This is a genomic window from Clostridium sp. D5, from assembly GCF_000190355.1.
Taxonomy (GTDB): Bacteria; Bacillota; Clostridia; order Lachnospirales; family Lachnospiraceae; genus Faecalicatena; species Faecalicatena fissicatena_A.
The window spans coordinates 47,822-60,734 of the sequence record NZ_GL870822.1; the positions used below are offsets into that span (position 1 = coordinate 47,822).

Annotated in this window: 10 protein-coding genes; 9 read left to right on the top strand and 1 reads right to left on the bottom strand. The window is 33.0% G+C overall.

Annotated elements, in window-relative coordinates; genetic code table 11:
* The first annotated feature begins 1 nt into the window (after nt 1).
* The 9 genes from HMPREF0240_RS21810 (at nt 2) to HMPREF0240_RS21850 (ending at nt 12,085) form a co-directional block, all read left to right on the top strand.
* A complete protein-coding gene (locus tag HMPREF0240_RS21810) occupies nt 2-1,864 on the top strand; it encodes a hypothetical protein (protein ID WP_009005569.1) in 1,863 nt (620 codons plus the stop codon).
* Nucleotides 1,865-1,950: 86 nt separating this feature from the next.
* Nucleotides 1,951-3,267 (top strand): UDP-glucose/GDP-mannose dehydrogenase family protein, encoded by a 1,317-nt coding sequence (locus HMPREF0240_RS21815; RefSeq protein WP_009005570.1) that lies wholly within the window; start codon nt 1,951-1,953, stop codon nt 3,265-3,267.
* 21 nt (nt 3,268-3,288) lie between these two features.
* Complete coding sequence (locus HMPREF0240_RS21820; RefSeq protein ID WP_009005571.1) at nt 3,289-4,269, top strand: glycosyltransferase family 2 protein; 981 nt, start codon at nt 3,289-3,291, stop codon at nt 4,267-4,269.
* Nucleotides 4,270-4,271: 2 nt separating this feature from the next.
* Entirely contained in the window at nt 4,272-5,438 is a 1,167-nt protein-coding gene (locus tag HMPREF0240_RS21825) for a glycosyltransferase family 4 protein (protein WP_009005572.1), read from the top strand.
* 9 nt (nt 5,439-5,447) lie between these two features.
* Nucleotides 5,448-6,407, top strand: a complete 960-nt coding sequence (locus HMPREF0240_RS21830; RefSeq protein ID WP_009005573.1) for an NAD-dependent epimerase/dehydratase family protein — start codon at nt 5,448-5,450, stop codon at nt 6,405-6,407.
* A gap of 55 nt (nt 6,408-6,462) precedes the next feature.
* On the top strand, nt 6,463-7,467 hold the full coding sequence (locus HMPREF0240_RS21835) for a glycosyltransferase (protein WP_009005574.1): 1,005 nt from the start codon (nt 6,463-6,465) through the stop codon (nt 7,465-7,467).
* A gap of 339 nt (nt 7,468-7,806) precedes the next feature.
* The gene (locus HMPREF0240_RS21840; RefSeq protein WP_009005575.1) at nt 7,807-8,916 is read left to right on the top strand and encodes a glycoside hydrolase family 99-like domain-containing protein; all 1,110 of its coding nucleotides are present in this window, start codon (nt 7,807-7,809) and stop codon (nt 8,914-8,916) included.
* 19 nt (nt 8,917-8,935) lie between these two features.
* Nucleotides 8,936-10,666 carry a hypothetical protein gene (locus HMPREF0240_RS21845; protein ID WP_148486405.1) on the top strand — a complete coding sequence of 577 codons (1,731 nt, stop codon included), beginning with the start codon at nt 8,936-8,938 and terminating at the stop codon, nt 10,664-10,666.
* A gap of 9 nt (nt 10,667-10,675) precedes the next feature.
* A complete protein-coding gene (locus HMPREF0240_RS21850; protein ID WP_009005577.1) occupies nt 10,676-12,085 on the top strand; it encodes a putative membrane protein in 1,410 nt (469 codons plus the stop codon).
* A gap of 588 nt (nt 12,086-12,673) precedes the next feature.
* Here the strand turns inward: HMPREF0240_RS21850 and HMPREF0240_RS21855 are convergent.
* Nucleotides 12,674-12,913: transposase domain-containing protein (locus HMPREF0240_RS21855; protein ID WP_009005578.1), on the bottom strand; the 240-nt coding region annotated here is incomplete at its 5' end.

The window sequence follows — 12,913 nt, forward strand, 5'->3', positions numbered from 1 at the left end:
AATGGAACAGCATAACAAAGGATGGCTTAAAAGAGCCTTACAGTCGATTCGTAGAAATAAGTATATATGGCTTGCATTTGCAATAGCATTTTTGCCGAGACTTTTTTTTGTGCTTCAGTCTGATCCGGTATCTATTGGTGGGGATGAAATCTTTGCAATGGGGCCAGCTGCGAAGCTGGTGGGGTATGACTGGAGTGGAGTTATGCAGGATTATCGGTATTATGGGTATGGATACACTGTGCTGCTGGTTCCATTTTTTAAGTTGATACATGATCCGGTATTACTGTATCGTATGATCGTTTTGTTAATGGCTTTGGCTCAGAGTGTCAGTGCACCTATTTCATATCATCTGATGAAAAAGTATTTGCATGTGGATAATGAAAAAATACTATGTGTTTCTTCTATATGTTGTTCTTACCTGGTGGCGGTGAGAGCAGTATATACTTATCCGGAGTTTATCTATGTTCTGGTTATGTGGCTGCTGGCATGGGTATTGCTGCGGATGAATGCCTGTGTAGATGATAAGAAGAAAAAGATTGCGTACACGGTTCTACTGGTTTTGGTGCTGTTCTATGCATCGACTGTACATTCACGTGCAACGGCTGCTTGGCTGGCTGTAGCATTTGGTATTGTGTATTATGGATGGGTTTATCGGAAAACCTTAGTATCTGTTCCAGTGTGTCTGGTAATGGGGGCTGGGGCGTTTATTGTGAGTCAAAAAGGGATAGAGGCTGTATTAAGTTATGTTGTGAAAGCATCCAGTTCTGATGTGGCTAATACAGGAGTGGGGTTTACGATCGGGTATTTGCTAGAAGATGTAAAGTCTTGGCCTGCCTGGGTGAACATTATTATAGGACAGTTGAATGAAGCTGTTGTTATAACGGGCGGTTTGGCTGTGTTTGCGGTTGTTGCTATACTTATTCTATTGTGGAAAGGATTAATAAGAGCAGAGGATGAAATGGCGGTAGTCCGGAAGATGAGTCCATATGTAGTGGTTGGCAGCGTATTCTTAGTAGCTGTGTTTGTCACAATCGGAGGGCAGTCAATAGGTTGGCTTAGCGGAGTGACGAATGCGATGTACTATGACGGAAATCCTGATTTATATCGGGCACTGACGTATTTCCGTTATTATGGCGCGTATGTAGGGCCATTGTTGATGGTTGGTATAGGTTATTTTTATCAAAAAAGAGAAGCGATTGGCAAATTATATCCAGTTGTCTGCGTAGTTACTGCATTGCTGCAGGGGTATTGGGTTCTTTGTATCTTACCTTATATCTGTGAATTTAATGGGTGCTGTTGGGATTTTGCACCATATTCATTAACCAAGGGATTTGAAGATGAGATTAGGCTTCGTACTTATTTGCCAGCCACATTAGTAGTCTTTCTGGTATTGCTAATCAGTTTTATTTTGTACAGAAAAAATAAAACACAGATATTGATCTGTATTTTATGCGTTATGCTGATTTATTGCTACTGCTATAATGCTGTGTATCACGAAGGATACCGTGGGCAAAAGAATTATTCTTATGTAAAGGCCAGTGTGCATCTGCTTAAAGACTTGGAGAGTCAAGGGACTTTACCTGATAAGATATATGTTGAGGATGCCAGTGTAGATGGTACTGGGCAACAGACAAAATACCTGTATCAATTTTGCATGATGGATAAGTCTGTAATTTCTACAGAGCCATTAGCCAATGAAACGGAAGCAATCTTTTTATGTCAGAATCCGGAGGCTGGTTCTGAACTTATAGATGAGGGGTATTTTGGTGGAAAGATAGCAGAACATGAATACATCTATGTGATCGGAGATCAACTAAAGGAAAAGATAGGAGAAAATGGTATTACACTGACAGATGGTTATTAAGGGTAGAAATTATGTCGGAAGTATGTTATATTATTTAAGAGCATGTCGAAATTTGCAAAAAACAGATGAAGAATGGGGAAGTTGAAATGAGGATAGCAGTTGCTGGTACCGGGTATGTAGGTCTTGTTACAGGGGTATGTCTGGCTAGTAAGGGTCATGATGTTACGTGTGTAGATATTAATAAAGACAAGGTAGAGACAATGCAAAAGGGAATCTCTCCTATTTATGAACCAGGGCTGTCGGAATTGATGATGCAAAGTATAAAAAATCTTACATTTACGACAGATTATCAAGAGGCATACCGAGATGCGGAAGTGATTTTTATAGGGGTAGGCACTCCAGAAAAGCAAGATGGATCAGCGAATCTTTCCTATGTATATAAAGTAGCAAAGCAGATTGCGGAAAGTGTGGAGCTGGATTGTGTAGTTGTTGTTAAATCAACTGTGCCTATTGGAACAAATGACAAGATTGAAGCTTATATTCATGATAAGCAGAAAAATGATGTAAAGATTTATGTAGCATCTAATCCGGAATTTCTCTCACAGGGGACTGCTGTACGGGATACTTTGTATGCGTCCAGAATAGTGATTGGTGTAGAAGATAAAGTGCCGGGGGAAATATTAAAGAACGTATATGAGGGATTTGAAGCGCCTAAGCTTGTTGTAAAGAGACGAAGTGCGGAGATGATAAAGTATGCGTCTAATGATTTCCTGGCTTTAAAGATATCATATGTCAATGAGATTGCAAATCTGTGTGAAATTGTTGGAGCAGACATAGAAGAAGTAACAGATGGAATGGGATACGATGTCAGGATAGGTAATAAGTTCTTGAGTTCTGGTATTGGCTATGGTGGTTCCTGTTTCCCAAAAGACACGAAGGCTTTGAATTGGTTGGCGAATTTTAATGATAATGAAATAAGGACAATTCGTGCTGCTATAGAGGTGAATGAAAATCAGAAGTTTAAACTGATTAAAAAGGCAAGAAAGTACTACGATGATTTTTTGTTTTTGAATGTTGCTGTTTTGGGATGTACATTTAAACCAGGAACAGATGATCTGAGGGAAGCGGCATCTTTGGTAAATGTTCCATTGCTATTGGAAGACGGTGCACATGTGCGAATATGGGATCCAGTTGGTATGGAGAATTTCAAAAAATGTTTTCCGGAAAAGATTAAATACTGCAATAGTATAGAAGAAGCTATTACAGGTGCGGATCTATGCCTGATATTGACTGAATGGGATGAAGTAAAACAGTTTGATGTACAGAAATATGGAGAACTGATGAATAAGGCGATTGTGCTGGACGGAAGAAACTGCTATACATTAGACCAGATGAAGAATACGAAAGTCGTTTATGATTCAATAGGCAGAAGTGCTGTGAATCAGGAATTACTTAAAAAATAAATGAAACACGAGGGAAAAGCTATGAAACTAATTATTCAGATTCCATGTTATAACGAAGCGGCAACATTAGAGGTTGCATTGAATGACCTGCCAAAACATATAGATGGCGTTGATGTAATAGAATATTTGATTATTAATGACGGGAGTAAAGATAATACCGTTGAAGTTGCTAAGAACTGGGGCGTAAATTATGTCGTTAATTTCAGGAATAATAAGGGACTTGCCAGAGGATTCATGGCAGGTCTCGATGCATGTTTAAGGAACGGTGCAGATATTATTGTCAATACAGATGCAGATAACCAGTATTGTGGGGCAGATATTGAAAAACTAATTCAGCCGATTTTGCGTGGTGAGGCAGGGATGGTAGTGGGGGAAAGACCTATTGATGATACAGCTCATTTTTCGCCACTTAAGAAGAAGTTGCAACATTTAGGCAGTTGGGTTGTTAGAAAGGCATCCAAAACCGACATACCAGATGCACCGAGTGGATTTAGGGCATATAGCCGACATACTGCTATGAGGCTGAATGTTATCAATGAGTATACATATACTTTGGAAACAATTGTACAGGCTGGTAGACAGAAGATGGCAGTGACGTCAGTTCCGATTCGGACGAATGCTGAACTAAGACCATCAAGATTGTTCAGTAGTATGTTTGGATATGTAAAGAAATCTATGCTGACTATTGGTCGGGCATTGATGATGTATAAGCCATTGTATTGCTTTACTTGTATTGCCGCGATATTTGGAGCCGCAGGGGTAGCCTTAGGAATTCGCTTTTTGGTTTATTTGTGTTTAGGCACTGGATCCGGACATATACAATCTTTAATACTGGCGAGTATGCTTATCATAATAGCAGTTTTATGCGAAGTTATTGGATTATTGGGAGACGTTATATCTGCAAATAGAAAATTGCTGGAAGAAATTCAATTTGAACTACGCAAAATGGATTATGGTTGTGGTCATGAAGAACAGAAAACAAGTATTGATGAGGAAGAATAGCAATGAATAAAACTAGCCTATTAGTTACGGCGTCGACTTTTCCACGGTGGAAAGAAGATACGGAGCCACGATTTATTTTGGATGTATGTAAAGAATTAAATAAATATTTTGATGTTACTGTTTTGGTCCCAGCTAGTCCAGGAGCAAAAGATAGGGAAGTGTTAGAAGGGGTAAAGGTTATACGTTACCATTATTTTCCGATTCACTCGTGGGAAACTCTTTGCTATCCAGGTGCCATTGTTCCACGAATAAAAGAAAAAAAAATCAGGGTGCTTTTAGTACCATTTTTATTTTGGGGAATGAGGAGATGTTTGAAAAAGATCTTACCATATGCTGATTTAGTTCATGCAAATTGGCTTATTCCTCAGGGGTTAGTACAGTGTGGTTTTACTAAACCATATATTATTACTGGATTGGGCGGCGATGTAACATCCATGAATAGGGGCTGGATTCTCAAGCGGAAGAAAAAATGTTTGAGAAATGCAAAAGCAATTATAGCAGTTTCTAATTCCTTGAAAAGCCAGATCCTTCAGATTTGTCCTGAGGCCAAAGTTAATGTGATAACTATGGGATGTGAAATAGAACAGTATGGTAGAAAAAATAGAATTGAGAATTATTTCGGTAATGCAGAAAGAAAAGTTGTATTGTTTGTTGGGAGGTTAGCAGAAAAAAAAGGATGTGAATATTTAATTAAAGCTATGGAAAGTATTAGCGCAGATTTAATCATAGTAGGTGATGGGCCATTAAAAGAAAAATTAGAAGCATTAGCTCAATCAGTTAATGCGAATATTCGCTTTCTGGGTGCTAAAACAAAGGAAGAACTAAGAACTATTTATGCATCTTCTGATATATTTGTAGTTCCTTCTATTACTGCAAAAGATGGGGATAAAGAAGGAGTACCTACAGCAATTATTGAGGCCATGGCTTCTGAACTTCCGGTGATAGCAAGTGATTCAGGGGGGATCGCAGATATAGTGGAAGATGGAATTAACGGATATTTAGTTGAAGAGAAAGATGTTTCGGAATTAAGTACAAAAATTAAAGATTTATTAAGTAATGAAAAACAGCGTATAAACTTTGCCAGAAATGCACGTTTGACAGCTGAAAGTTTTGACTATGCTGAAATTGGGAAAAAATATAAAGATGTTCTTATGAATATTATTGGATAGGTGAAATAGATGAAAAATATTACAATACTAGGTGCAGGCGGATTTATAGGAACAAATTTAGCATATCGTTTGTTAGAGACGGAAACAGTAAATTTAACTGTAGTGGATAAAGAACAGGACTATTTAAAAAATATAAAAAACCAGTTAGGCATAGTACAACGGAAATATGTGAAATTTGTAGCAAATCAATTGGATGTGGATAGTGAATTTGATTTGTTGGTTAATAATCAAGACGTAGTATACCATTTAATCTCTTCTACTAATCCTTCAACGTCAAATAAAGATATTTCAAAAGAATTTATAGATAATGTAGTTATGACTAATAATTTACTAGAAGCGTGTGTAAGGAATAATGTAAAACAAGTGATATTCTTGTCATCAGGAGGTACAGTATATGGTAATTCAAAGGACATACCATTAACAGAAGAAACACCTACTTTTCCAATAAATTCTTATGGATTACAAAAAATAACAATAGAGAAGTTATTGTATTTGTATGATTATACTTCGGATTTAGATTACCGTGTAATAAGACTGTCAAATCCCTATGGTCCCTTTCAATTGCCTAGTGGAGCTCAAGGTGTTGTAACTAATTTTATATATAAAGCTCTTAAAAAGGAACCTATAACAATTTATGGAGATGGTTCAATAATAAGGGATTATATATACATTGAGGATGCAATCACAGGCATAATTAATATAGCTAATTCAAAGAGCGATATAAAAACATATAATCTTGGAACGGGTAATGGTGTAAGTATTAATGACCTGATTAAAAGCATAAGCTCTGTTTTAAATTTAAGGGTGAATATTCAATATACTGCTTCAAGAAGCGTAGATGCTCCAATAAACATTCTTAATATAGAGAAATATAAGAATGTATGTAAAGTAGAAAAAATGATGTCTTTAGAAGAAGGCATTTTAAAAACGGCGCTGTTTTTAAAAAGATATTATAATATAGGGGATTAAGCTGTGAATTAGAGGGTAATGTTTAATAAGAAGACAAATTTTATAGAGGTGATTTATGGGGAAGAGTAAACTAGTGAGTGTTATAGTTCCTGTCTTTAACGCAGAAAAATATTTAGAAAGAATTATCTTTTCTTTATTAAAACAAACATATAAAAATATTGAAATAGTGCTAGTAGATGATGGATCCCAAGATGCTTCCGTGAATATATGTGATAATTATGCTAGTTTGCATGAAAGAGTTAAAGTTATTCATATCAGTAATGGGGGAGCGGCCAAGGCAAGAAATACTGGTATTCAAATAGCTAGGGGAGAGTATATTGTATTTGTTGACTCGGATGATGACATAGTATTAGATTATGTGGAAAATTTGGTTGAAACTTTGGAAACATATGACTTAGATATCATGGTATGTAATTATAAGAAAGTAAGTGAAAAAGATTTAAAGGAACATAACTCTTTAATGGGAAAAATAAATGATGTAAAAGTTTTGACAGGTGAAGCGGCATTAGAATTAATGTTATACAGAAAAATATTAACATCTGGTCCATGTTTTAAAATTATAAAAAATGAAATTGTTAAAACCGAAGTATTTCCAGAGGGAAAATTATTCGAAGATTTAGGAACAGTTTATAGATGGTATGCAAGAGCTACTAGAGTAGGATATACAGATAAAGTGGGATATTTTTATTGGCAAAGAAATGGGAGTTGCCAACATTCAAAATACAATCCTAAAAAGTGGGATTTGATAGTAATATCAAAAGAAATACTTAAATATGTAAAGCAATTTAAACCTAACTTGATTTCAGCAGCCAATAATAGATTATTTATTAGTGCAGTACAAATTTTACGATATATCCCATATGGTGAGCATTGCGATCAGGTAAACGAATTGAAGAGTATTATTAAAAGATATAGAAAAGAGATTTTTATAAATAAAAAGGCGAAGCTAAGTAGTAGGGTATTAGCTCTTATTGCTTGTATTAATATCGATCTAATACGTATAATAGGTAAAATCTATGATATGGTATGTACTAATTTTAAGATATTAGTCCAATATTAAATGACAACCTTTGTCCCTTTGCAATGCTATGGCGAATAGAAGAAGTCATAAATAGTAAAACCGCTTTTGGGGATATTTATGATTACAGAATAAATAAGAAAAAGCCTCTGGGACAAGTGGATTTTTCATCGAAATTTTTGAAGCATATAAAAATGTAAGTAGATATATAAAAGATGAATCAAGAAGAACTGTTTGTAGTTACTGATAGAAGCCACCTATTAGGGTGACCAATAAAAAAGCGCTTTGAAGAGCTAATAACAGCGATTTGTTCAACTTTGTAGTTGATGATCTAAAGAAGTAGCTAAATATAAAAACAGATAGGAGTAGAGACAGACCATTATGAAAATAATTGCATTCTATTTACCTCAATTCCATTGTTTTCCGGAGAATGATGAGTGGTGGGGGAAAGGATTTACTGAATGGAAAAATGTACAAACAGCAAAGCCTTTATTTAAGAACCATTACCAGCCTCGAATACCATTGGATAAAAATTATTATAATTTGTTGAACGATAAAACTTTAGAATGGCAGGCAGAACTGGCACAAAAATACGGGATATACGGTTTTTGCTATTACCATTATTGGTTTAATGGCAAAATGCTTATGGAACAGCCAATGGAAAAAATGTTAAAAAATAAGAATATTAAATTGCCGTTTTGTATATGTTGGGCAAACGAAAATTGGACAAAGGCTTGGGCAAAAAGAAGTAAAGAAATATTAATATCACAGAATTATGAAAACAAAGAAGATTGGAAAAAACATTTTGAATATTTTTTGAAATTTTTTCAAGATGAACGTTATATTCAGTGTAATGGTAAACCTTTATTAGTTATTTATAGACCGGAATTAATACCGTGTCTAAAGGAATTGTTATTATACTGGGATGAAATGGCAAGAGTTAATGGGTTAAAAGGAATTAGTTATGCTTATCAACATAGATACTACAACCATCAAACAGACTTAGCCGGTGAAATGTTTGATTATGGCATAGAATACCAGCCTAATTATGCAATGGAAGAACAGAAGAAAACGTTGTCTTTGATAATTCATAAAACACTAAATTTGATAGTAAATAAGCTAAAGATCAAACAAACAAAACTATCAACTATAATTTTTGATTATGATAAGGCATGGAAAAACATATTGGACATGAAACCAAGAGATGATAAAATGATACCAGGTGCCTTTGTTGATTGGGATAATACACCAAGATATAAAAAATTAGCCTCTGTTTTTAGAGGCGTTACACCAGAAAAATTTAAATATTATTTGTCAAGACAGATACAAAATGCAAAGAGAGTTTATCGAAAAGATATAATATTTATGTTTGCGTGGAATGAGTGGGGAGAAGGCGGGTATTTAGAACCTGATGAGAAAAATGGCTATAAAATGTTAGATGCAATAAAATCGGCTTTAGAGGAGAATGATGAGTTTCCACAATATCCATAAATACGAGAGTGAAAGAAAAATGAAGGTAAAATTTGTAAACAAAAAAAGTATAATTTTATGTATAGAATGTCTACTTATTATAGTATGCGCAGTGTTTAGCTTTGATAAAATTAATTTTCCAACAGTTATTAATGATGAATTTGGATATTTAGGAAATGCCGCTTATTTTGCGGGTTATAATTGGAAATCAATTTTATCGAATGTGCCGTATTATTCTTATGGATATAGTCTGTTATTAACACCATTATTTATATTATTCAATAATGGTGTTAACATTTATTATGGAGTATATGCAATCAATATTCTAAGTTTAATGGGTTCTTTTTTGCTGATAAATTACATACTTAAAGAAATTTTTTCAGATATTAGTTGGACATTAAGAAGCGTGATATCATTCATAGCTACAATTAATGTTTATACTTTTATAATGGCAGGGTATGCAATGGCAGAAAATGTTTTGTTTTTTAGCATATGTCTGACATTTGCATTTTTTATATATTTTATAAAAGGACCATCTATTTTAAAAGGAATCATATTAGGAAGTATAATTTCATTTTCACATTTATTACACCAAAGATCTTTGGCATTGGTTGTTGCGATGCTTATAATGATTGTGTTTTTAGGCATAGTTAAGAAAACAAGGAAAAGTGTATTAATAGCAGTTGTTATAAGCATTGTTATTGGTTTAGTAATGCAAACGGAAGTAAAAGAAATATTAAAAAATGCTATTTGGAATAGCGATAATGTCGCAAATGGTAATGACTATGCGGGGGTATTAGGTGTAATTTGGGAGCTAAAGAGTTTAGATGGTATAGTTAACTTTATATTTAGCCTTATCAGTAAAGTGTTTGCTGTTACTGTTTCTTATTTTTTTATGCCTTTATTTTTTGTAGAAGTTTGTTTGAAAAGATTATATGAATTAATAAAAAATAAATTTGTAGAAATTAATAATAAGGATATTCTTTATATTGCTTTATTTGTGACACTAATTTGTGCAACAGGTATATCTGCTTTATTTGCGTTATATCCGACAAGAAAAGATAGTGTTATTTATACAAGATATATTGAGTATATGCTTGGACCGATTATGGCCATAGCTTTGTGTGAATTAACTAAAATTAAATTTAAAAAGTTAAGGGTATTTAATTATTTTATAATTATGTTATTATGTTGCCCGATAGTTAATAAGGCACTAAGTTGGGTACTAAATGATGAATTTATAGAAATAGCTTCTCCAGTTTTAGCAACATTTTATAAGGAGAACAAACTATATATTTATATATCCTTGTTGGTTATGATATTGATTTTTGTTGTTATTTATTCTGTTTTTTCCAGTAAAAAAATGTGGATGAAAAATACAGTTATTATTTTAATTATTGTATTAAGTGTTTTAAGGGGAATAAATATAAAAACACAATGGACAGATTTTGATGATATAAAAAGGCAGACATATCAAATCGGAAAGCAAATAGAGAATGTTATAGCTACAGAAAATGTGGAATATGAAATAGCAATAGTAAGAGGCGGGATTGATTACTATACGATGCATTATTATGGTGGTTTTATACAACAATATTTACCTAAAGTAAAAATGGAATATATTGATAAGGATGAGATTAATTCAATTTGTACAGATGCGAGAAAACTAATTGTTAGTGATGAGAGTACGGCACTAAATACTGAGTTAATCGATTGTGAGGAACTATATTCAAATGATAGGTTATGTATATTTAAAAGTAAAGGTGATTGATAGACGCGTATGAATGATAAAGTTAGAAAAATATTGTGTAATTTAATTTATGCTTTTTCAGCCAATGGAATTACTATGGTTGTATCAGTAATTACAATGCTTGTAATACCTAAATTTATAAGTGTAGAAGAATATGGATATAGTCAACTATATATTTTTTATGCTAATTATATAGGTTTTTTACATTTAGGTATCCCAGATGGTATTTATTTAAGATATGGTGGGAAGTCTTATAAAGAATTAAATAAATCACTGTTTTTAAGTCAATATTGGTTATCCTTTCTATTAGAAATATTAATTGTAGTGTGTATTACATTTTCTTTTTGTATAAATGTTAATATACCGGAAAAGAAGTATGTCTTTTTTATGTTGGCGATCGCTGCTGTTATTGTCCTTCCAAGAACATTTTTTCAAATGGTATTACAGGCAACAAATAAAATTGGTGCATATGGAAAAATGTTAGTTATCGAGAAAATAATTTATTGTTTAATGCTATTCTTATTTATATATTTGAAAGAACTCAATTTTAGAACAATAATTTTGTCTGATATTATTGGTAAACTGTTCGCATTTTTGTATACGTGTTTAGTTTGTAAAGATATGCTTTTTGGGAAATTTATATCTTTGAAAAATGCGTTATATGAGTTAAGCCTTAATTTAAGAGCAGGATCTAAATTAATGTTAGCAAATGTAGCAACTCTTCTTTTGATAGGGGTAATAAGAATTGGGATTGAATACCAATGGGACATAGAAGTTTATGGGAAAGTTTCATTAGCAATTAACGTTTCTAATTTTATACTTGTATTTATTAATGCAATTGGAATTGTGATTTTTCCTGTGTTGAAAAGAATGCCTTCTCAAATTTTACCAGAATTATATGAAAGACTGAAATTAATTTTTGCAGTTGTCTTTTCAGGTTTTTTAATTTTATATTATCCGATGCAAATCGTGATCAAAAGTTGGTTACCACAGTATGAGATTAGTTTACAATATATGGTTTTAATATTTCCCATGTGTGTTTATGAATGTTTTGTCTCAATGTTAATAAATACATATATGAAGTCATTAAGAAAAGAAAAAGAACTTGCATTTATAAATGGTATATCACTTTTAGTTAGTGTTGCTTTAACAATATTGTCAACAATTATATTAAAAAATTTAATATTTTCTTTTGTTTCGATTCATATAGTATATATGCTGAGGTTTATAATAGCGGATGTTTATTTATGTAAAGTTTTGAAAAAGCAATGTAATACGTTGGGACTTATTATATTATGTGTTGCTTTTTCTGTATCTGGTTGGTATTTAGATACATTACAAAGTTGTCTTATTTATTCTGTATTATATATAGGATATATAGTAATCAATAAAAAGAAATTGTATAAAGCCTATAAAGAAATATTAAAAATTATGTACTGATGTACAATTAAACTTAGGCAAATAAAACTTATTAGAAAGTATTAGTACATTTTATTATCATTATTGATAGTGATACTTTTTTGAGTGATATTGCAGTTTATATAGAGTTTGCTGTCTTTACTAACTTTATAGACTGTATACCTAATAATCATTGCAATGCTTATTAGGTATGTTTTTAATAGTAGCTGGCAAGGTAAGTAATCATACAGTGGTTCTATATACTCATATGAACGGAAGATTATTTGATTTGCTAGAGTTACAATACTCAAAAATAGCTCCCTAGTTGTTTTTAATCCTGTTCCTGTCGATATAAAGATATTGAATTGCTAAATTTTAAATACATCGCCCAGGCAGTTAGGGTGAAAGGTTTTAACTACTTAAAACTTCTAAGATATGTGTTTCTATAAAAAGTTTATTTATAGCAACTCTATTTACTTTAGGTACATGTCTGAAGATCTTTACGCTTATTCTCATGAACCATTATCTTTTCAAATAGGGCCTCTGATGTGAGGGGATTTTTATTCGGCAAACTGCCATTACTACAGTAAACGTCAAACCATCCGCCCCAACCTAAACCAACGCCGCTTTTCAGCGGCGTGGTATCCGGCATTTTTCCGGCAGATTGGTTGACCACGGCATCAAAGATGCCAATGCGTTTTTGTCTATAGTTCCATCCTTGTCTGCAAGTTTTGGCAATTCTGTAAGCAGATAGCAAAAATAATTGTAAGTACTCAGATTATTCAGTTTGGCAGTTTCCGAAATGCTGTATATCACAGCACTGGCTTCTGCTCCTTTGATAGAGTCAATTATTACCCAGTTTTCTTTTTG

Coding starts and splice junctions, on each gene's coding strand:
- HMPREF0240_RS21810 (WP_009005569.1), top strand. CDS start 2: ATGGAACAGCATAACAAAGGATGGCTTAAAAGAGCCTTACAGTCGATT.
- HMPREF0240_RS21815 (WP_009005570.1), top strand. CDS start 1,951: ATGAGGATAGCAGTTGCTGGTACCGGGTATGTAGGTCTTGTTACAGGG.
- HMPREF0240_RS21820 (WP_009005571.1), top strand. CDS start 3,289: ATGAAACTAATTATTCAGATTCCATGTTATAACGAAGCGGCAACATTA.
- HMPREF0240_RS21825 (WP_009005572.1), top strand. CDS start 4,272: ATGAATAAAACTAGCCTATTAGTTACGGCGTCGACTTTTCCACGGTGG.
- HMPREF0240_RS21830 (WP_009005573.1), top strand. CDS start 5,448: ATGAAAAATATTACAATACTAGGTGCAGGCGGATTTATAGGAACAAAT.
- HMPREF0240_RS21835 (WP_009005574.1), top strand. CDS start 6,463: ATGGGGAAGAGTAAACTAGTGAGTGTTATAGTTCCTGTCTTTAACGCA.
- HMPREF0240_RS21840 (WP_009005575.1), top strand. CDS start 7,807: ATGAAAATAATTGCATTCTATTTACCTCAATTCCATTGTTTTCCGGAG.
- HMPREF0240_RS21845 (WP_148486405.1), top strand. CDS start 8,936: ATGAAGGTAAAATTTGTAAACAAAAAAAGTATAATTTTATGTATAGAA.
- HMPREF0240_RS21850 (WP_009005577.1), top strand. CDS start 10,676: ATGAATGATAAAGTTAGAAAAATATTGTGTAATTTAATTTATGCTTTT.